This window comes from Nocardiopsis trehalosi NBRC 14201, from assembly GCF_001552555.1.
Lineage (GTDB): Bacteria > Actinomycetota > Actinomycetes > Streptosporangiales > Streptosporangiaceae > Nocardiopsis_B > Nocardiopsis_B trehalosi.
The window spans coordinates 1-19,086 of record NZ_BCRK01000122.1 but is presented as its reverse complement, the minus strand read 5'-3'; the positions used below and the strand labels follow the sequence as shown (position 1 = coordinate 19,086).

General features: G+C 76.0%; 17 protein-coding genes. 3 read left to right on the top strand and 14 right to left on the bottom strand.

The genetic code is table 11. The annotated features are described in order from the left end of the window. Positions 1 to 505 precede the first annotated feature (505 nt). From tyrS to NT8_RS19460, 4 genes are all read right to left on the bottom strand, one after another. Positions 506 to 1,807 carry a tyrosine--tRNA ligase gene (tyrS, locus tag NT8_RS19475; protein ID WP_067971561.1) on the bottom strand — a complete coding sequence of 434 codons (1,302 nt, stop codon included), beginning with the start codon at positions 1,805 to 1,807 and terminating at the stop codon, positions 506 to 508. 175 nt (positions 1,808 to 1,982) lie between these two features. Further along, complete coding sequence (locus NT8_RS19470) at positions 1,983 to 2,642, bottom strand: LysE family translocator (RefSeq protein ID WP_067971549.1); 660 nt, start codon at positions 2,640 to 2,642, stop codon at positions 1,983 to 1,985. Positions 2,643 to 2,733: 91 nt separating this feature from the next. Beyond that, positions 2,734 to 3,381 carry a nucleoside/nucleotide kinase family protein gene (locus NT8_RS19465; RefSeq protein ID WP_067971546.1) on the bottom strand — a complete coding sequence of 216 codons (648 nt, stop codon included), beginning with the start codon at positions 3,379 to 3,381 and terminating at the stop codon, positions 2,734 to 2,736. Positions 3,382 to 3,426: 45 nt separating this feature from the next. Beyond that, positions 3,427 to 3,855, bottom strand: a complete 429-nt coding sequence (locus NT8_RS19460; RefSeq protein WP_067971543.1) for a protein-tyrosine phosphatase family protein — start codon at positions 3,853 to 3,855, stop codon at positions 3,427 to 3,429. Between the two features lie 92 nt (positions 3,856 to 3,947). Here NT8_RS19460 and NT8_RS19455 point away from each other — a divergent pair, with 92 nt between their 5' ends. From NT8_RS19455 to NT8_RS19445, 3 genes are all read left to right on the top strand, one after another. After that, the gene (locus NT8_RS19455) at positions 3,948 to 4,748 is read left to right on the top strand and encodes an alpha/beta fold hydrolase (protein WP_067971541.1); all 801 of its coding nucleotides are present in this window, start codon (positions 3,948 to 3,950) and stop codon (positions 4,746 to 4,748) included. Continuing rightward, positions 4,741 to 5,322 carry a TetR/AcrR family transcriptional regulator gene (locus tag NT8_RS19450; protein WP_067971538.1) on the top strand — a complete coding sequence of 194 codons (582 nt, stop codon included), beginning with the start codon at positions 4,741 to 4,743 and terminating at the stop codon, positions 5,320 to 5,322. Before NT8_RS19455 ends, NT8_RS19450 begins: the two co-directional genes overlap by 8 nt. A 171-nt stretch (positions 5,323 to 5,493) precedes the next feature. Further along, positions 5,494 to 6,132, top strand: coding sequence for an HNH endonuclease family protein (locus NT8_RS19445; protein ID WP_067971570.1), 639 nt, complete (start codon positions 5,494 to 5,496; stop codon positions 6,130 to 6,132). A gap of 57 nt (positions 6,133 to 6,189) precedes the next feature. Here the strand turns inward: NT8_RS19445 and lhgO are convergent, their stop codons facing one another. The 10 genes from lhgO to NT8_RS19395 all read right to left on the bottom strand — a co-directional run bounded on the left by lhgO (position 6,190) and on the right by NT8_RS19395 (position 18,785). Continuing rightward, positions 6,190 to 7,404: an L-2-hydroxyglutarate oxidase gene (lhgO, locus tag NT8_RS19440; protein WP_067971536.1), complete on the bottom strand. Its 1,215-nt coding sequence runs from the start codon at positions 7,402 to 7,404 to the stop codon at positions 6,190 to 6,192. A gap of 47 nt (positions 7,405 to 7,451) precedes the next feature. Next, complete coding sequence (locus tag NT8_RS19435) at positions 7,452 to 8,879, bottom strand: extracellular solute-binding protein (RefSeq protein WP_067971534.1); 1,428 nt, start codon at positions 8,877 to 8,879, stop codon at positions 7,452 to 7,454. Between the two features lie 19 nt (positions 8,880 to 8,898). Next, positions 8,899 to 11,061, bottom strand: a complete 2,163-nt coding sequence (locus tag NT8_RS19430) for a vWA domain-containing protein (RefSeq protein ID WP_067971532.1) — start codon at positions 11,059 to 11,061, stop codon at positions 8,899 to 8,901. Positions 11,062 to 11,200: 139 nt separating this feature from the next. Beyond that, entirely contained in the window at positions 11,201 to 11,548 is a 348-nt protein-coding gene (locus tag NT8_RS19425) for a DUF742 domain-containing protein (RefSeq protein WP_067971529.1), read from the bottom strand. Then, a complete protein-coding gene (locus NT8_RS31325; RefSeq protein ID WP_084469096.1) occupies positions 11,545 to 13,563 on the bottom strand; it encodes a sensor histidine kinase in 2,019 nt (672 codons plus the stop codon). Before NT8_RS31325 ends, NT8_RS19425 begins: the two co-directional genes overlap by 4 nt. Before the next feature lie 227 nt (positions 13,564 to 13,790). Next, a complete protein-coding gene (locus tag NT8_RS19415; protein ID WP_394326589.1) occupies positions 13,791 to 14,636 on the bottom strand; it encodes a sirohydrochlorin chelatase in 846 nt (281 codons plus the stop codon). Positions 14,637 to 14,849: 213 nt separating this feature from the next. After that, complete coding sequence (locus NT8_RS19410; protein WP_067971527.1) at positions 14,850 to 15,446, bottom strand: GTP-binding protein; 597 nt, start codon at positions 15,444 to 15,446, stop codon at positions 14,850 to 14,852. Beyond that, positions 15,427 to 15,735, bottom strand: coding sequence for a DUF742 domain-containing protein (locus tag NT8_RS31490; RefSeq protein WP_067971566.1), 309 nt, complete (start codon positions 15,733 to 15,735; stop codon positions 15,427 to 15,429). Before NT8_RS31490 ends, NT8_RS19410 begins: the two co-directional genes overlap by 20 nt. A 191-nt stretch (positions 15,736 to 15,926) precedes the next feature. After that, positions 15,927 to 16,358 (bottom strand): roadblock/LC7 domain-containing protein, encoded by a 432-nt coding sequence (locus NT8_RS19400; RefSeq protein WP_067971523.1) that lies wholly within the window; start codon positions 16,356 to 16,358, stop codon positions 15,927 to 15,929. After that, positions 16,359 to 18,785 (bottom strand): sensor histidine kinase, encoded by a 2,427-nt coding sequence (locus NT8_RS19395; protein ID WP_084469094.1) that lies wholly within the window; start codon positions 18,783 to 18,785, stop codon positions 16,359 to 16,361. It lies immediately after the preceding gene. Between the last annotated feature and the right edge of the window lie 301 nt (positions 18,786 to 19,086).

Sequence of the window (19,086 nt, the reverse complement as noted above, 5' to 3'; positions counted from 1 at the left end):
GTTCTGTTTCTCCGAATTTACCAGCCGTTCTCGTTCCCGCCAAATCGGCGGTTCCGCGAGTGCGGCGGCAAACGGTCCCGAATTCCCTCGGTGGAGATCCGAGAGACGAGATTACCAGCCCGAGCGAGTGCTCGTGCGTGGAATCGCGGGGTGGTTATCGGGTGGTCCGGCTCGAACGGCGCGCTCGCCGTTCACCGTCCCACGACCATGTAACGATAGGTTCCGCGCTCGGAGACGTCAAATCGCCCGTTGCTCCAGGGACGAACGCCCTGGTCATCGGGCCCACGGCCTTGCGGCAGGCTGTACGCTCCGGGCTCGCGCCGGGCCGGGGTACCACCGGGGGTGGCGGGGGTCCGCGCGGTAGGTCAGTTGTTCGCTTGTGGGGATCTTCCTGCCCCTGCGTTCGGGCCGTTAAACACGCCGTCCGGCAGAAAGATTCCGGACGGCGGCCGGCGCACCGGCGCGGGACGCCCGCGAGGGGCGCCCGCACCGGTGCGCGGCGGGGTCAGCCGGTGACGATCACGCCGCCGACGTTCCGCTTGCCGCGGCGCAGGACGACGTAGCGGCCGTGGAGCAGGTCCTCGGGGCGCACCCGCGCCTCGATGTCGGCCACCTTGGTGTTGTTGACGTAGGCGCCGCCCTCCTGGACGGTGCGGCGCGCCGCCGACTTGCTGGCGACCAGCCCGCTGGCGGCGAGGAGGTCGACCACGGGCGGGAGCGCGTCGGCCGGCCCCGCGAGTTCGGTGCGGGGAACCTCGGCGAGGGCCGCGCCGAGCGTGGCGGCGTCGAGGGCGGTGAGGTCGCCCTGGCCGAACAGCGCGCGGCTCGCGTCGATGGCCTTGCGGCACTCCTCGGTGCCGTGGACGAGGGTGGTGAGCTCCTCGGCCAGGGCGCGCTGGGCCGCGCGCGCGGCGGGCCGCTCGGCGGTGGCCTGTTCCAGTTCCGCGATCTCCTCGCGGGAGCGGAAACTGAACACCTTGAGGAACCGGACCACGTCGCGGTCGTCGGCGTTGAACCAGTACTGGTAGAAGGCGTACGGGCTGGTGAGTTCGGGATCGAGCCAGATGGTGCCGGTCTCGGTCTTGCCGAACTTGGTGCCGTCGCTCTTGGTCAGCAGGTTGAAGGTGAGTCCGTGCGCGGGGCCGTGCGGGGTGTTGGCGTCCATGCGGCGGATGAGGTCGAGCCCCGCGGTGATGTTGCCCCACTGGTCGCTGCCGCCGGTCTGCAGCGTGCACCCGTACCGCCGGTAGAGCTGCACGAAGTCGTAGGACTGGAGCAGGACGTAGCTGAACTCGGTGAAGCTCATGCCCTCGCCGTCGAGCCGGCTGCGGACGGTCTCACGGGCCAGCATCGAGTTGATGCCGAAGTGCTTGCCGACGTCGCGGAGCAGGTCGATGGCGCTCATGGCGGTCAGCCATTCGCCGTTGTTCTGCAGGACGGCGTCGGTGGGACGGGGCTGCTCGCCCTCCGGGGTGAAGCGCAGGAAGGCCGAGAGCTGGTCGCCGAGGTTGCGCACCCAGCCTTCGACGGTGGCGGGGTCGTTGAGCGCGCGTTCGGCGCTGGGCTTGGGGTCGCCGATGAGGCCGGTGCCGCCGCCGACGAGCGCGATGGGGCGGTGGCCGGCCTGCTGGAAGCGGGCGAGGGTGAGCACCTGGGTGAGGTGGCCGACGTGCAGGCTGCCCGCGGTGGGGTCGAAGCCGCAATAGAGGGTGACCGGGCCATCGGCGAGGGCCTTGCGAAGCTCGTCAAGGTCGGTGGTCTGCGCGAGGAGGCCGCGCCATTCGAGTTCGTCGATGATGTCGGTCACTGGAGTCTTTCCGTGGGTCGGGGCGGCGGGGCGCTGCGGCCCTGGCCACCGGTGCCGCGTGGACCCTTCTACGGTATCGGGTCGGCGGGTCGGGGGCCGCTGGGTCTCCGGCCCGCCGGCGGCCGTGGCGGGGGCGCCCCGAGGCGGGGTGCGGCGGCCCCCGGTTCCGGGCGCCTCAGCGGGGGGTGAGGAGCATGCGGCCGGCGAGCGCGAGGAGCACCGTCCCGGTGATCGCCTCCATCCGGCGCCGGACCACTGGGCGCCGGAACCAGGTGCCGGCCCGCGCGACCCCGGCGGCCAGCGCCAGGAAGAGCGCGGTCTCGGTCGCCACCTGGACCAGCGCGAGGACGGCGGTGGTGGCGAGGACGGGCGCGCCCGGGGCGATGAACTGGGGGTAGAAGGCGAACATGAAGACCGCGGCCTTGGGGTTGGCGATCTGGACGGCGAGGCCTTCGGCGAACGCGGCGACGGCCGGGCGCCGGGTGCGCGGGCCGGGGGTGGTGGCGGGGTCCGCTGCGGTGTCGGTTTCGGGGAGACGCCGGGTGCGCAGGACCGCCGCCCAGGAGCGTACGCCGAGGTAGATGAGGAAGGCCGCTCCGGTGATCTGGATGACGAGGTAGAGCGTCTGCGAGGCGGCGACGAGCGCCGCCACCCCGGCGCCGGCCGCCAGCGCCCACAGGTAGATGCCGAGTTCCAGGCCGAGGACGGTGGGGACGGTGGAGCGGAACCCGCGCAGCGCGGCGCGGCGCAGGATCAGCGCCATGGCCGGGCCCGGTGACGCCGAGATGAGCAGGACCGCGAGGAGGAATGCGGGCAGGACGGTGAGGAGGTCCATCGTCGCGGCCTTTCGGGGGGTGGTCGCCGTGGTGGGGTGGGGCGCCCTTTCGGGGCGGCGCCGCCGGGGCCGTGCGGCGGCGGCCCGGGTGTCAGGCCAGCCGGTCGTCGTGGTCGAGGGTGACGACGTGGGTGCAGGCGGCCCGGGTCGCCTTGACGCGTTCGCCGTTGGCGCGGTCGCTGCGTTCGACCCAGGCGCGGGCGTCGGCCGGGCCGCGGCCGCCGGCCAGTTGCCGGGCGATCAGGCGCTCCTCGCGGATGGTGTCGGTGGTGTCGACGTACCAGGTCTCGGTGAGCAGGGTGCGGACGTCGCGCCAGAGCGGGGCGTCGTCGGCGAGGTAGTTGCCCTCGGTGACGATGAGCCGGGCGGTGGGGGCGACGTGTTCGCGGGCGGCGACGGGTTCGTCGAGGGTGCGGTCGAAGTCGGGGACGTAGACGGGGCCGTCCTCGGGGGTGGTGAGTCGGCGCAGGAGGGCGAGGTAGCCGCGGACGTCGAAGGTGTCGGGGGCGCCTTTGCGGTCGCGCCGGCCCAGGCGGTCGAGTTGGGCGTTGGACAGGTGGAAGCCGTCCATCGGGACGTAGGCCGCGGCGTCGGGGCCGAGTTCGGCGCGGACCTCGGCCACGAGGTGGCGTGCCAGCGCGGATTTGCCGGTTCCGGGCGGTCCGGTGAGTCCGAGGACGGCCCGTGGTGCGGCGGCGCGGGCGAGGCCGCGTGCGGCGGACGCCGATTCCTCCAGCATGGGGTCACTCTAGACGCGCGGTGGGGTGGGCGGGGCGGTGCGGGGTCAGGGGAAGCGGGTGACGTAGCGGCGTTGCCAGGGGGTCTCGACGGCGTGCCGGGAGTAGTGGGTGCGGACGTAGGCGACGGCGTCGGCGGCGGGGACGCCGTCGAGGACGGCGAGGCAGGCCAGGGCGGTGCCGGTGCGGCCGCGGCCGCCGCCGCAGGCGATCTCGACGCGTTCGGTCGCGGCGCGGTGCCAGGCCGAGCGGAGGGCGTCGGCGGTGGCGGCGCGGTCGGTGGGCAGGCGGAAGTCGGGCCAGCGCAGCCAGTGGTGTTCCCAGTCGACGGGGTCGGGGGCGCGGCCGAGGAGGTAGAGGCCGAGGTCGGGGGTGGGGCCGTCGGGGAGGGGGTGGCGCAGGCCGCGGCCGCGGACGAGGCGCCCGGAGGGGAGGCGGAGGACGCCGGGGGCGTCCGGGTCCCAGGTGGCGGTCATGGGGGGTGAGTGTAGGGGAGGGGTGGTTGACAGCCAAAGCTAATCAAGTTAGCTTTTCGGCTATCGAACTTAGCGATCTGTGGAGGACCGCCGTGCACGTTCTCAACCGCCCCGAGGGCCCCATCGCCTACGACCTGTACGGCGAGGAGGGGCCGCTGATCGTCTGCCTGCCCGGCATGGGCGACGTGCGCGCCACCTTCCGCCACCTCGCGCCGGAACTCGCCGCGGCCGGGTTCCGGGTCGCGGCGCTCGACCTGCGCGGCCACGGCGACAGCGGCACCGCGTTCACCGACTACACCCCGCAGGCCGCCGCCGACGACGCGGCGGCGCTGATCCGCGAACTCGGCGGCCCGGCGCTGGTCCTGGGCGTCTCGGTGGGCGGCACCGCCGCGGCGTGGCTGGCCGCCACCCGGCCGGAGCTGGTCTCCGGCATCGTGCTGGTCGGGGCGTTCCTGCGCGGCGACGGCATGGGGTTGGTGAAGCGGACCGCCTTCCAGGCGATGTTCCTGCGCCCGTGGGGCCCGGCGGCGGTGGTGTCCTACCTGTCGAGCCTGTTCACGGGGCGGACCGCCGACGACCACGCCGAGCACCTGGCCGCCATCCGCGCCCACCTGCGGCCGCGCGACCGCTACCGGGCGATCCTGGCGACGGTCGCCAACGCTTTCCGCCCCGTCCCGGCGCGGCTGGACGACGTGCGGGCGCCCGCCCTGGTGGTCATGGGAGAGGGCGACCCCGACTGGCCGGACCCGGCGGCCGAGGCCGCGTGGATGACCGAGCGGCTCGGCGCGACCCTGCTGATGGTGCCCGAGGCGGGCCACTTCCCCCACGCGCAGCGCGCCGACGTGGTGGCGCCGGCCGTCGCCGCGTTCGCCCGCGAGACCGCCCGTGCCTAGGGCGGGGCTCACCCCGGCCGCGGTGGTGGAGGAGGCCGCGCGCGTGGGCGACGCGGCCGGGTTCGACCGGTTGTCGCTGGCGGCGGTGGCCAAGCGGCTGAACGTGGCGGTACCGAGCCTGTACAAGCACGTGGACGGGTTGGACGGGCTGCGCCGCGCGGTGGCGGTGGCCGCCGCCGGGCAGCTCGCGGAGGCGCTGGGGCGCGCCGCGATGGGCCGGTCGGGCCCGGACGCGGTACGGGCGCTGGCCGACGCCTACCGGGCGTTCGCCCGCGCGCACCCGGGCCGGTACGCGGCGTTGCAGACCTCGCCGGCGCCCGGCGACGCCGAGGCCGCGGCGGCGTTCTACGCCCCGGTGGAGGTGTTCCAGGCGGTCCTGCGCGGGTTCGGGGTGGCCGAGGACGCGCGGGTCGACGTGATCCGGGCGGTGCGCAGCGCGCTGCACGGGTTCGTGGATCTGGAGACGCGCGGCGGTTTCGGCCTGGCGGACGACGTCGACCGGAGTTTCGGTGTGCTGGTGGAGGGGCTGGTCGACCTGGTGGCGGGCCGGGCGGCCGGGTCGGCGCCCGGCTGACGCGGGCCGTGCGGGCGGCCCTGGGGCGCGTGGGGCAAACGCGCGCCCCGTGGCCACATCCGGACACGCTGTGTCGCCGATTGTTCACACGGAGCGTCTTCCGTCGCGTCCCCGTTGTGGGTGAACCTCAGGGTGTCCGAAGTCCCGCTCAACTTTGGAGACCGCATGCCCATGCCCGTACGCCGGCCGGCCGGTCTGGCCGCCGCCGCACTCGGCGCGCTGTTCGCCGTCACCGGCCTCGCCGTCCCCGCCGAGGCCGCCCCTCCCCCGCCGCCCGCCCTGGCCGAGGCCCGCACCCAGTTGGCCGGGCTGACCGTCGAGGGCGAGGGCTCCTCCTCCCCCTACGACCGCGACCTCTTCCCGCACTGGTCGACGGTCGAGGGCACGTGCAGTGCCCGCGAGTACGTGCTGCGCCGCGACGGGACGGGGGTCGAGGTCGGCTCAGACTGCTACCCGACCGCGGGGAGCTGGTACAGCGTCTACGACGGGGTGACGTCGAGCACGCCGTCGGAGATCAGCGTCGACCACTTCGTCCCCCTTGCGGAGGCGTGGCGGTCGGGCGCCGACGAGTGGACGACGAGCCGCCGCGAGGACTTCGCCAACGACGTGGACTCGCCGCAGCTGTGGGCGGTCACCGTCAGCAGCAACAGCGCCAAGGGCGACAAGGACCCCTCGGAGTGGATGCCCGAGCGCACCCAGATCCACTGCGACTACGCCAAGAGCTGGATCAACGTGAAGCACGTGTGGGGGCTGAGCGTCGACGCGGCGGAGGAGGCGGCGCTGTCCGACCTGCTCGACACCGCCTGCTGAGGTCCGCCGACCGCGGCGCGCGGGCAGGCCGGCCCGCGCGCCGCGGCGCGTCCGGGGTCAGCGCGCGGGCAGGTACGCGGCGCCGAGGTGTTCGGCGATGGCCAGGGCCGAGGTCGCGGCGGGTGAGGGGGCGTTGCGCACGCACACCACGCGGCCGTGCGTGGACACGGCGAAGTCGTCGAGGAGGTCGCCGCCGCGGGTGAGTGCCTGGGCGCGCACGCCGGCGGGCGCGGGGCGCAGGTCGGCGGTGGTGATCTCGGGGACGAGCCGCCGGGCCTCGCGGGCGAAGGCCGCGCGGGACGCCGAGACGGCCATCTCGCGGGCGCCGACCGCCCAGTGGCGGCGGGCCAGCCGCCAGAACCCGGGCCAGGTGAGGGTGTCGCGGAGGTCGGCGGGGGCGACGTCGCGCAGCCGGTAGCCCTCGCGGGCGGCGGCGAGCATGGCGTTGGGGCCGGCCATGACCTCGCCGTGGACGTGGCGGGTCAGGTGGACGCCGAGGAACGGGTAGCGGGGGTCGGGCACCGGGTAGACGAGGCCGCGCACGAGGTGGCGGCGGTCGGCGGCCAGTTCGTGGTACTGGCCGCGGAAGGGGACCACGCGCAGGTCGTCGTCGGCGCCGGCCATGCGGGCCAGCCGGTCGCCGTGCAGCCCGGCGCAGATGACGAGCGTGTCGAAGCGGCGGCGGACGCGTTCGCCGTGCGGGTCGCCGGTGAGGATCTCGGCGCCGTCGGCGTCCTGGCGCAGGGCGATGACGGGGGCGCCGAGGTGGACCCGCCCCCCGGAGCGGCGGACGTCGTCGGCGAGGGACTCGGCGACGGCGATGTAGTCGGTGATGGCGGTGCTGGGCGAGTGCAGGGCGGCGCGGCCCGCGACGTGCGGTTCGAGGTCGCGCAGCCCGTCGGGGCCGAGCATGCGGATGCCGGGGACCCCGTTGGCCTCGGCGGTGCGGCGGACGTCGTCGAGGCGGGCGGCGTCGTCGCGGGTGGCGGCGACGAGGACCTTGCCGATCTCGTCGTAGGGCAGGCCGCGTTCGGCGCAGTAGTCGCGGAGCAGGGCGGTGCCGCGGCGGCTGAGGACGGCCTTGAGTGATCCGGGCCGGTAGTACAGGCCGGCGTGGACGACGCCGCTGTTGTGCCCGGTCTGGTGGGCGGCGACCCGGTCCTCCTTGTCGACCACGGTGACGCGGACGCCGGGCCGGTGTTCGGTGATCCACCGGGCGAGCGCCAGACCGACGATGCCCGCGCCGATGATGCCGATGCGTTCGGTGCTCATCCGCGCCACGCTAGCAAGGGGTCCGGGCCGCGCCCGGGGGTGGTGCCTCACCCGCCGCCGAGGGTGGTGTTCAGCCGCTCCTGGAGGTCGGCGAGGTCGTCGCGGGGGACGTCGCGGCCTTGGGCGGCGGCGTCCAGCAGCGGGTGCAGGCCGCCGTAGAGGGTGGTGGTGAACCGCTGGTAGTAGGGGGTGCGGGGGCGGTGGCCGGCCTGGGTGACGGAGTCGAGGAGCAGGTCGGCGTAGGCGCCGCGGCGGGTGTCGACGGTGGTGGTGGCCGCGCCGTCGGGGTCGCACGGGTCGGGGCCGGGCCGGTCGACGACCTCGCCGTGGTAGGCGTCGGCGCGGACGGGGGCGTACCCGGCGGTGTGGAACAGGCGGCGCTGCTGCTCGGTGGCGGTGAGGAACGCGATGAGGTCGAACGCGGCCTCCTCGTAGGGGGAGGCCCGGTTGACGGCGAGGCTCTGCCCGCCCAGGACGGCGCTGAAGGACGGCAGCGGGAGCACGTCGAACTCGATGCGGTCGCCTTCGGGGTCCTCGCCGGTGCCGGTGTGGTCCTCCCCTGCGGCGGGGCGCACCCCGGGGCGTTCGGCGAGCCGGTCGTACCAGATGGGCCAGTTGCGCATGGCGACGGCCTCGCCGGCGGCGAACCGGTCGACGCTGTCGGCCTCGGCGTCGCCCAGGGAGCCGGGGTGGACGGCGCCGGAGGCGAGGGCGTCGGTCAGGACGCGGACCTGGGTGCGCTGGGGGTCGTCGGCCAGGACGGCGGTGGGGGTGCCGTCGGCCTCGGTGACGAGGTCGGTGTGCTCGTTGGCGAACTCCATGGTGTTGACGGTCAGGCCCTCGTAGGCGTCGAGTTGGGCGGCGTAGCCGTGGACGCCGTCGCCCTCGGCGCGGGCGTCGAGGACGGCGAGGGTGTCGGCCCAGTCCTGGCCTTCGAGGTCGGCGCGGTCCACGAGGTCGGACCGGTAGTAGAGGAGTCCGGCGTCGGCGACGAACGGCACCGCCCACACCTCGTCGTCGTAGCGGACGGCGTCCACGACGTTGGGCAGCAGGCCGCCGGTGGGGACGGCGCCGTCGACGCGGGCGAGGTGGCCGGCGCGGGCGAACTCGGCGATCCACTGGTTGTCGAGGTTGAGGACGTCGTAGCGGTGGCCCTCGGTCTGCAGCCAGCGGACCATGTCGGCGCGCTGGAGGTCGGTGATGGCGGAGATCTCGACCAGGCGGGCGGTGGGGCCGGTGGAGCGGCAGGCGTTCCACTCGTCGACGAGGTGCCGGTAGACGTCGGTGCCGGAGGCGTCGAGGCCGGTGACGACGGTGAACTCGTCGGGGGTCCCGGCGGGGCCGTCGGCGGCGGCGCCCAGGGCGACGGCGCCGAGGGCGAGGACGAGGGCGGCGGCGCCCGCGACCGCGCCCAGCCGCCAGCGGGGCGTGGTGCCGCTCCAGCGGACTCCGCGCGGGCCGGTGGGGTCGGCCATGGCGCCTCCTTTCGGCGGGTCAGTCGGTCCGGGCGCTGAGCAGGGCGTCGCGCCCGGCCTCGCCGGGGCGTTCGGGGTCGGCGCCGACGGGGACGCAGTCGACGCCGGGGAGGGCGGCGAGGTCGGGCAGCGGGCCGGTGCCGCACGGGTCGGGGTCGGCGCCGACGGCGAGGACGCGGACGCGGACCCCGCTGCCGTCGAGGCGCCGTTCGACCTCGGCGAGGTCGATGCCGGGGTGGTCGGGGATGACGACGCCGTCGGTGACGACGACGAGCACGGGGTCGGTGGTGCGGTCGCCGGCGGCGTGGTCCTGGAGGACGAGGACGCCGTCGCCGATGACGTCGAGCAGCGGGGTGGAGGCGTAGAGGGCGTCGAGCCGCTCCACCTCGGTGTGCAGGCGCCGGCGGACGTCGTCGGCGTCGGCCGGGTGGACGGGGGTGTCGTGGTCGACCGCGGCGGGTGCGGGGCCGCCGGGGAACGTCCACAGGCCGAGGGTGTCCCCGCCGCCGGCGAGTTCGGCGAGGGCGGTGGCCTCGCGGCGGGCGGTGGCGAGGACGCCGCTGGGCGCGGTCATGGAGGAGGAGACGTCGAGGGCGAGCAGGACCGTCGCGTCGTCGTGCAGCCCGCGGTAGGTGTCGAGGACGGTTCCGGCCGCCTGGTGCCAGTCGGAGGGTTCGGTCCAGGCGATCTCGCCGGGTGGGGCGTAGGGGCCTCCGGTGGGGGCGCCGGCGATGTCGGGGCCCCCGCGGTGGCCCAGGTGGAGGCCGTCGGTGGCGGGGGCGTCGCCGGCTCCGGGGCCGACGGGGGCGGGGGCGAAGGCGGCGGTGTCGTCGTAGAGCCCGGTCAGGAACTCCTGGAAGGCCGCGGCGGCGTCGTCGGCGCCGTCGTCCAGGCCCCGGGGTTCGACGCGGACGAACGGGTGGTCGAGGTAGAGGGGTTCGCCGGGGTAGAGCGGGACGAGGTCGGCGCGTTCGGCCTCGCTGACGCCGTCGGCGCAGAGGACTCCGGCGCGGACGCGGTAGAGGGCGGCCTCGGTGGTGAGGACGGCCGGCCCGCCGCCGGCGGAGGTGTCGGCGGCGGCGCAGAGCATGGCCGTCTCGTCGTCGGCGGTGAGCCCGGCGCGCAGGGTGTTCTCGACGGCGGCGGCGGCGTCGCGGTCGGTGAGGCCGCCGTCGACGTCGAGCGCGTCGCGCGACCGGTAGTAGGCGGCGGTGTGCAGGAGGGCCGTCGCGGACCCGGCGGGGTCGGCGCGGACGGCGGGCGGGGTGCCGGGCGGGGCGGTCGCGGCGAGGGCGGCGTAGAGGTCGTCGGTGACGGCCGCCGCGGTGCCGGCGTCCCCGGCGGCGGCTTCGGCGCGCTCACGGGGGACGGCGGCGATGAGCGGGGTGAGCCGGGTGGGGAGGGGTTCGCCGTCGCCGCCGAGTGCGGGGGTGACGGTGACCTCGGGGTCGGTGCGCTCGGCGAGGCGGTCGGCGACCCGGGCGACCTCGGCGGAGGAGTCGGGCAGCCAGACGTGCGGCAGCGGGCCGTCGGTGGGCCGCCAGCCGTCAGTGAGGCCGGTGCGGGCGTCCTCGGCGCGGTCGATGGCGTACACGGTGGCGGCGAGGGGCCGGCAGTCGTGCCCGTCGGCCTGTTCGTCGGCGAACGCGGCGGCCGCCGCGGCGGCGGTGCGCTCCCCCGCCGGGGTGGTGGCGATGATCAGTTCCTCGGGCGGCGGGCAGGCGTCGCCGCTGGTGTCGAGGGCGACGGCCAGGGCCGCGCCGACGACGAGGACGGCGGCGGTCGCGGCGCAGGCCCACAGGGCGCGGCGCAGCGGTCCGGGGGTGGGCACGGTGCGGACGCCCGGGCGCGGGTCTTGGGGTGCGGGCGGCGGCGGGTCGGGGTCCGGCGGGTCGGGGGGGACGCCCCGGAGGAGGCCGACGGCGGCGTAGAGCAGTGCGGCCACCACGGCGGCGAAGCACGCGGCGTCGAACAGGCGGCGGGCGGCGGGCGGCAGGTCGAACGGGGCGACGCCGGCGTAGTCGAGGAGCCAGCCGGCCAGCGGGCCGACGACGGCGAGGAAGCCGCCGACCTCGCCGACGCGGACGATCAGCGAGCGCCACCGCCCGGGTTCCGCGCGCCCACCGGCACGGGGCTCCCCCGCCGCGCCCTCGCGCCCGTCCTGCCCGCCGCTGCCGCTCATACGCGCGTGGGCGGAGCGGTCCCGTGCCCGGAGGGGCTCCGCCGCCGACCTCCTTCGAGTGCCCCGAGCCTAAGCCGCGGCCGGAGATCAACTCCACCGGCCGCCGCGGGGATCGCCCGCGGTGGCCGGTAGCGGCCGGTCACAGGGCGCGCAGCCCGTCGAGGAGCAGCCGCAGCACCGTCCCGTCGTCGAGCGCGCGCGGCGGGCGGCAGGTCCGCAGGGCGCCCGCGGCGAGCATGTCGGCGACGAGCAGCTTCACGACGCTGAGCGGCAGGTCGAGGTGGGCGGCGAGTTCGGCGACGGTCTGCGGCCGCCGGGCGAGCCGCAGGACGGTGGCGCGCTCGGGGTGCAGGGTGTCGGACCGGCACGGCGGGCGGGTGGCCGCCACGCGGGTGAGCAGGTCGGGGCGGGCGGCCCCGCCGGGGCGTTCCAGGCGGACCGCGAACGGGCGGACCAGCCGCCCCGCCGGGTCGTCGGGGCCGTTCACCGGTGCGCCCCGCCGAGGACGCGGCGCCCGTCGACCCGCAGCGGGGCGGCGCCCGGGCCGGGGTCGTCGTCGGGGCCGCCGTTCTCCAGCAGCGCGTCGGGCACGATCGCGACGGCGCGGGTGCCGCCGTAGGGCGAGGGCCCGAGGCGGACCTCGACGCCGTGGCGGGCGGCGAGCCGGGCCACGACGAACAGGCCGAGGCGGGGCTCCTCCTGGAGCGCCATGACGTCGAACTCGGGGGTGCCGGACAGGATGCGCGCGGCGGACGCGTAGCCGTCGGGGGTCATGCCCAGGCCGCGGTCCTCGACCTGGACGGCGACGCCTCCGGCGGCGGACGCGCACCCGACGTCGACCAGGGTGTCGGCCGGGGAGAACTGGGTGGCGTTCTCGACCAGTTCGGCGATGAGGTGGACGACGTCGGCGACGCCGGTGCCCCGCACCCGCACGGGCGGCGCGGAGGTGAGCCGGACGCGCTCGTAGTCCTCGGTCTCGGAGATGGCCGCCCGCAGGACGTCGACCAGCGGCAGCGCCCGGCGCCACCGGCGGGCGCTGTGGGCGCCGCTGAGGATGAGCAGGTTGTCGGCGTAGCGGCGGGCCCGGGTGGCGAGGTGGTCGAGGCGGAACAGCTTGCGCAGGGTGCGGGGGTCGTCCTCGTCGTCCTCGATCTCGTCCAGGATGCGGAGCTGGCGCTGGACGAGGGTCTGGTTGCGGTAGGCGATGCCGAGGAACACCCGGTTGGCGCCCTCGCGGATCTCGGCCTGCTTGACGGCCGCGCCGATGGCGGTCCGCTGGGCGGCGTTGAACGCGGACGCGACCTGGCCGATCTCGTCGTCGCCGTAGCTGAGCCGGGGCAGTTCGCCGGCGACGTCGACCCGCTGCCCGCTCTGGGTGCGGGCGACGATGGCGGGCAGCCGCGCGTCGGCCAGGGCGAGGGCCTCGCTGCGCAGCCGCTGCAGGCGGCCGATGAGCCGCCGCGAGGAGCGCATGGCGACGACGATCGCGGTGGTGCCGGCGGCGAGGGTGACGGCGAGGCCGGTGACGCCGATGGCGACGGCGCGCACCGCGGTGGTGCGGGCGCCGTCGATGACGGCCCCCTGCTGGGCGGCGACGGTGGCGTCGAGGGCGGGCATGGCCCCTTCGGCGGCGTCGGCCCAGTCGGCGGCGGTGACGCCGATCCGGTCGTTGAAGGCGGCGGGGGCGCCGGGCGCGGGCGCGGGCCGGACGGGCGGGCGGGTGACCACGGCGCGGCTGAGGTCCTCGGCGGCGATCCACTCGGGGGCGGCGGCCATGGCGGCGAACCGGTCGCGGGCGGTGTCGGCGAGCGCGGGTTCGACCTTCTCCAGGGTGTCGCGGTAGGACGCGGTGAGGAAGGTGAACTGGGCGGTCTCCTCGTAGGGCATGGCGCCCGCGGCGATGGCTCCGCCGAGGAGGGCTTCGGAGCGGGAGAACTCCTCGCGGGCGGCCATGAGTTCGCGGGCGGCGGCGACCTCGGCGACGACCCCCTCGGTCTGCAGGGAGCCGAGCAGCGCCCAGGTGTGGGCCTCGGTGTCCTCGACCAGGGTGCTGTAGCGGGTGAGCGCGGTGTCGCGGTCGATGCCGGCGGAGTCGACGTCGGCGCGCAGGTCGGCGAGGCGTTCGGCGCCCTCGGTGAGGGCGTCGTGGCCGCGGTCGGCGTCGGTGCCGGCGCCGGGTCCGGGGACGGTGGCGCGGTCGGCCGCCCGGTCGAGCGCGGTGTCGGTGCGGCCGTACTGCTCGACGAGGTCGGCGTGGAGCCGGCCGTCGCCGGGGTCGCCGAGGTGGCGCAGGCCCAGCCGGCGTTCGGCGCGGAGTTCGGCGGTGAGGCGCTCGACGGCGGCGATCGACGCGCGGCCGTCGGCGAGGTCGGGCAGGACGCGGGCGGCCTGCCAGGTGCCGGCGGCGGCCATGGTGGTCCACAGCACCAGGAAGCTGATGCTGGGAATGAGCACGATGCCGGTCAGTTGCCCGCGGATGGTCGGTCCGCGCGTTCTCGCCATGGTGGTCCCCCAAGGAGTACGGGGGCGCGGGCGGCGGCTCTCGGGCCGGGGCGGCCCCGGGCGCGGGTGCCGCGGCGCCCCGGTGACCAGACGCTACCGGAAAACCGTCGCCCTGTGTTCCCGTTCCGTTACCGAAAGCGATCCGGATGGGACCGGACATGCCTCCGGCGGCGCACTCCCGGGAGTGCGCCGCCGGGGGCACAGCGAGGATGGACCTGCGGGGGGCCTCAGCTCCCGGGGCGGTGCCGGGACCCGACGGGGGCGGGGAGCTGGTCGGCGGTCGGCGGGGTCTCGACGCCGAGGGTGTTGAGCACCTCGGCGTAGCGCAGGGCGGCGATCTTGGCCAGCGTGCTGCCGGCGCCCAGCGGGGCGCTGACGCGGGCGCCGTGGCGCCGGGCGAGCTCGGCGACGCGCGACTCGGGGCACTCGGGGCCGACGACGCTGGGCGCGATGACGGGCCGGGTGCAGCCGGCGTCGCGGAGCTGGCCGAAGACCTCCGCCACCGCGGCGTCGTCGTCGAGGTCGGCCGGCAGCACGGTGATGCCCAGGCGGGCGGCGAGCAGGACGGCGGTGACCCCGGCGGCGTTGACCGCGTCGGTGCCGCCGACGGCGCCGACGACGACGCCGTCGGTCATGCTCGTGCTGGGGGCGACCACGCTGATCAGCCGCATGCGGTCGGCGCGGACGAACCCGGCCTCGGCGAGCCGCAGGTGCAGGACCTCGGCGAGCATGGGGTGCGGGCCCAGCGCCTCGGTGACCCGCACGTCGGCGCCGGTGCGGCGGACGGCGTCGTGGATGGCCGCGGCGGTCGGCGCGTGCGGGGCGGTGAGCAGGGGGACCACCACGCCGCGCAGCGGGTGGTCGTCGGTGGGCTCCAGGCCGGCCAGGGCCTCGGTGAGGTGGTGCCGGTCGCCCGCGGTGCCCCCGAACCGGATGCCGACCTCGGGCCGGTAGGCCCGGACGAGGTCGGCCATCTGCCGGCCGATGCCCCCGGAGGTGTCGGGGTCGCCGTCGATCGCGCCGGGGACCGCGAGCACGAGTGCGGGGGTGCCGATCCAGCTGTCGAACGACAGCGGGTTGCGGTGGCGGCCGGATCGGCGTCGTGGCAGATCACGAGGGGGGAGTCTGTCCGGATTCTGCGTACTGTCAGGGTTCACGCGAAAGATGCTAACCACTAGTGAGCGATGATCTTGCCCTCGGTTCGGTTCCGATCGGGAAACGGCCGGTCGGCGGGGTCGGCCGCGGGCAAGACCCGGGTCAAGGCGTCTGTCGGGCCATGGTAGCGGTCACCCCGATAGCGCGGGGCTGCGGCGGCGCATGACGTGCTCGACGAGGGCGATCAGGACCCGCTTGCCGGAGTCGCGGTCGCGCGCGTCGGTCATGAGGACGGGGACGTCGCCGCCGAGGTCGACGGCGTCGCGGACCTCCTCGGGGGTGTAGTCGCAGGCCCCCTCGAACCGGTTCACGGCGACCACGAACGGGATGTCGCGGTGCTCGAAGAAGTCGACGGCGGGGAAGCAGCTGTCGAGCCGGCGGGTGTCGGCGATCACCACCGACCCGAGCGCGCCCGCGGCGAGCTCGTCCCACATGAACCAGAACCGGCCCTGGCCGGGGGTGCCGAACAGGTAGAGGACGACCTTCTCGTCGATGGTGATGCGGCCGAAGTCCAGGGCGACCGTGGTGGTGGTCTTGTCCTCGACGCCGCCGAGGTCGTCGACGCCCATGCTGGCCTCGGTCATGATCTCTTCGGTGCTGAGCGGGGTGATCTCACTGACCGATCCCACCATCGTCGTCTTGCCCGCGCCGAACCCGCCGGCGATGAGGATCTTCACCGCCAGGGGGATGTCGGTGCCGGGACCGCTGTCAGAGTCTGCGGATGCCATCGAGTACCGCCTGAAGTAGGGTCAGTTCGGGGAGTTCGGCCGGGGGCAGCGGGGCGCGGGCGAGTACGTCGCCGCGGGCGATGAGGTCACCCAGCAGCACCTTGACCACGGTCATGGGGATGTCGAGCTGCGCCGACAGTTCGGCCACCGACACGGGTCGGCGGCACAGCCGCAGGATCGCGGCGTGCTCGGGTTCCAGCGCGGTCCAGTCGACCCGCTCGCGGGTGGTCACCACGATGCTGATCATGTCGAGCCCGGAGCCCGCGGGGCGGGTGCGGCCGCCGGTCATGGTGTAGGGCCGGACCAGGGAGCCCGCGGCGGCGTCGAAGTGGGAGGTGGCGCCCGTGGTGCGGGCGTCGGGCGCGGCGGGGCCTCTGCGCCGGGTGCGGGCGGCCGCCGGCCCGGGGTCGCGGGAGCGGGCGGGGCCGCGCAGGGGGGCGCCGCGCGCCGCGGCGCCGTTGCGGTGTTCGCCGGGGGTCCTCATGAGCCGGAGCTTCCGGCGGAGACCGACTCGGGGAAGCGCGGTGCGGCGGTGAGGAACTGGCCGACGCGCTTGATCCGCATGTTCATCTCGTAGGCGACCAGGCCGACGTCGGCGGATTCGGCGGCGAGGACGGCCAGGCAGGCGCCCTCGCCCGCGGCGGTGACGAACAGGTAGGCGTACTCCATCTCGACGACGGTCTGGCGGACCGCTCCCCCGTCGAACTTCCGGCCGGTGCCGCGCGCCAGGCTCTGGAAGGCGGAGGCGACCGCGGAGAGGTGTTCGCCGTTCTCGGCGGACAGGTCGCGCGACCGGCCGATGAGCAGGCCGTCGGCGGACAGCACGATGGCGTGCCTCGCCCCGACGACGCGATCGACCAGGTCGTCGAGCAGCCAGTTGAGGTCGCCCGCGGCGTTGCTCTTCTGCACCATTTACTCGCTCTCTCCCGTGGGCCCGACGGCCGGGTGCGCGGCGGGCTCCTCGCATGTGCCTGCTGGCGGTGGGGGCGGTGCGGCTGTGGGGGGGTCGGGGGCGAGGACGTCGTCCTCGCGGCCGCGCCGGGTTCCGTTCTGGAAGGCGCTCATCATCTGCCGCGCCTGCTCGGGGGTGCGGGGGGCGGGCGAACCGGGCGCGGCGGACGGGGCGGGCGCCGCGTCGCCCCGCAGCTGGGGGGCGAGGCTGGCCTGGCGGCGGCGGCGGGGCAGGACCGGGCGGTCGGCACCGCCGCCCCCGGGGTCGGCGGGCGCGGGCGGGGCGGGGCGGGGGGCGGGCGGGGCCGGCGCGGGGCGGTCGGCGCCGCGGCCGGGCCGGTTGCGCCGCGCGGGGGCGGGGCGTTTGGGGGCGAGCAGGTCGCCGCTGCGGTGGCGCGCCGCCGGGCCGGAGACGACGTCGGCGGGCGGGGCCGCGGGGTCGTCGGCGAGGCCGGTGGCGATGAGTTCGGCGGGGACGAGGACGACCGCCCGGGTGCCGCCGTAGGGAGAGGGGCAGAGCTGGACGCTGATGCCGTGCTTGCCGGCGAGGCGGGCGACGACGAACAGGCCGAGCCGGGAGTCCTGGTTGAGCGCCATGACGTCGAACTCGGGCGCGGTGGCGAGGGTGGCGTTGGCGGTGGCGAGGTTGTCCTCGCTCATGCCCAGGCCGCGGTCCTCGATCTCGACCACCACGCCCTTGGGGACGACCTCGCTGTGGATGTGCACGAGGGTGTGCGGCGGGGAGAACGCGGTGGCGTTCTCGACCAGTTCGGCGACGAGGTGGATGACGTCGGCGACCACGGCGCCGGTGAGGGCGAGGTCGGGGACGACGCGGAGCTTGACGCGGGAGTACTCCTCGGTCTCGGAGATGGCGCCGCGCAGGATGTCGACGAGCGGGATGGGCTGCCTCCAGCGCCGGCCGGGCTGGGCGCCGCCTAGGATGATGAGGTTCTCGGCGTTGCGCCGGCCGCGGGTGGCGAGGTGGTCGAGGTGGAAGAGGTCCTCCAGCAGGTCGGGGTCCTCCTCCTCGCGTTCGATGCGGTCGAGGAGCTGGAGCTGGCGCTGCACCAGCGACTGGTTGCGGTGGGCGATGGCGAGGAAGACCCGGTTGACGCCGGCCCGCATGTCGGCCTGCTTGACGGCGGCGAGGACGGCGGTGCGCTGCGCGGTGTTGAAGGCGTCGGCGACCTGGCCGACCTCGTCGGTGCCGTGGTCGAGCTGGGTGAGTTCGGTGTCGAGGTCGACGGGTTCGCCGGCGGCGAGGCGGCGGACGATGCGCGGGAGTTCCTCGCGGGCGACCCCGAGGGTGTCGGCGCGCAGCCGGGCCAGCCGGGCGGTGAGGCGCGACGCCGAGCGCGAGGCGACCCCGTAGGCGATGGTGCCGGCGAAGGCGGCGAGGACGCCGCCGCCGAGGGCGAGGGCGAACATGCCGGTGCCGGCGTCGTCGGTGACGGTGATGACGCCGCGCGAGGCGGCGTCGGTGAGGCGGACGAGGTCGGCGTTGACGTCGTCGGCGTCGGCGCGCCACCCGTTGAGGCCGGGCGGGAGGCCGTCGGCGGGGGCGCCGACGCCGGTGACGGGGTCGACGGCGGCCTCGGGGGCGTGGTCGGCGACGGCGGCGGCGCGGTCGTTGACGCGTTCCCAGGCGGCGCTGCCGGTGAGGTCGTCGTGGGCGTCGGCGGCGGCGCCGGTGAGCGCGGGCCGGCTGGTGGAGAGGCGGTCGGCGGTGCCGTGCACGAGGGCGGCGAAGCGGGTGCGGTCGAGGGGGGCGAGGGAGCCGGTGGCGACGGCGGTGCTGAGCAGGGCGTCGGCGCGGCTGAACCGCTCGTGGGCGCGCATGAGGTTGACGACGTCGGCGCCGGCGGCCGCGGACGCGCCGTGGTCGAGTCGGCGGGTCATGGCGTCGTAGAGGGCGACGCCGCGGTCGGTGATGGCGGTGTAGGAGGTGATGACCTCGTCGGCGCTGAGCTCCTCGGCCATGGCCTGGGCGCGGATCTCGCCGCGTCGGCCGACCTCGGTGAAGAACGCGGTGGCGATTTCGGCGACGTCGGGGTCGCCGCGGCCGCGCAGGCCCTCGCTGCGCTCGTCGATGCCGCGGACGGCCTCGTCGGTGGCGGTGGTCTGGTCGCGCAGGGCGCGCAGGGCGGTGTCGGTGGGCGCGCCGGCGTAGACGGCGGCGAGCCGGCGCTCGCTCTGGATCTCGACGAGGGCGTGGTACAGGTGGAGGCCGCTGCGGCCGTCGCCGGTGGCGACGTGCAGGGAGGCGGCGCGCAGCAGGGTGGCGCCGCTGAGGACGGCGAAGAGCACGACGAAGGTGATGCTGGGGATCAGCACGATCCGGTTGAGCTGCGCTCGGATACCGCGGTCGGCGCCGCTCGCCTGGCCCATCGAGCTCCTCCCACGGACGCGGTTCGGGTGGACGGGCACCCGGCCGGTCGACGGGGCTGCCGGCCACGGCGGGGAGGAGTCGCGGTGCCCCGCCCTCCCCGTGTGCGGGGGGCGCCCTCCGTCACGCTGCGCGCAGGAGGGGACACCCTTGGTGCCCACAGACCCTGGACGCTACCGCATCGGCTTCCGCGGCGAAGCGGGTTTCCCACAAGTCGCGGCGGGTGGCGCGGATTCGGCGGCGGGACGGCCGCGACGCGCACCGGGCCCGCCCCCCGGGGACGGGGGGCGGGCCCGGTGCGGA

What these genes read in the sequence shown, in the direction of transcription:
- NT8_RS19470 (WP_067971549.1), bottom strand. Translation starts at nt 2,642, where the DNA reads ATGGACCTCCTCACCGTCCTGCCCGCATTCCTCCTCGCGGTCCTGCTC.
- NT8_RS19465 (WP_067971546.1), bottom strand. Translation starts at nt 3,381, where the DNA reads ATGCTGGAGGAATCGGCGTCCGCCGCACGCGGCCTCGCCCGCGCCGCC.
- NT8_RS19460 (WP_067971543.1), bottom strand. Translation starts at nt 3,855, where the DNA reads ATGACCGCCACCTGGGACCCGGACGCCCCCGGCGTCCTCCGCCTCCCC.
- NT8_RS19445 (WP_067971570.1), top strand. Translation starts at nt 5,494, where the DNA reads ATGCCCGTACGCCGGCCGGCCGGTCTGGCCGCCGCCGCACTCGGCGCG.
- lhgO (WP_067971536.1), bottom strand. Translation starts at nt 7,404, where the DNA reads ATGAGCACCGAACGCATCGGCATCATCGGCGCGGGCATCGTCGGTCTG.
- NT8_RS19435 (WP_067971534.1), bottom strand. Translation starts at nt 8,879, where the DNA reads ATGGCCGACCCCACCGGCCCGCGCGGAGTCCGCTGGAGCGGCACCACG.
- NT8_RS19430 (WP_067971532.1), bottom strand. Translation starts at nt 11,061, where the DNA reads ATGAGCGGCAGCGGCGGGCAGGACGGGCGCGAGGGCGCGGCGGGGGAG.
- NT8_RS31325 (WP_084469096.1), bottom strand. Translation starts at nt 13,563, where the DNA reads ATGGCGAGAACGCGCGGACCGACCATCCGCGGGCAACTGACCGGCATC.
- NT8_RS19410 (WP_067971527.1), bottom strand. Translation starts at nt 15,446, where the DNA reads ATGGCATCCGCAGACTCTGACAGCGGTCCCGGCACCGACATCCCCCTG.
- NT8_RS31490 (WP_067971566.1), bottom strand. Translation starts at nt 15,735, where the DNA reads ATGACCGGCGGCCGCACCCGCCCCGCGGGCTCCGGGCTCGACATGATC.
- NT8_RS19400 (WP_067971523.1), bottom strand. Translation starts at nt 16,358, where the DNA reads ATGGTGCAGAAGAGCAACGCCGCGGGCGACCTCAACTGGCTGCTCGAC.
- NT8_RS19395 (WP_084469094.1), bottom strand. Translation starts at nt 18,785, where the DNA reads ATGGGCCAGGCGAGCGGCGCCGACCGCGGTATCCGAGCGCAGCTCAAC.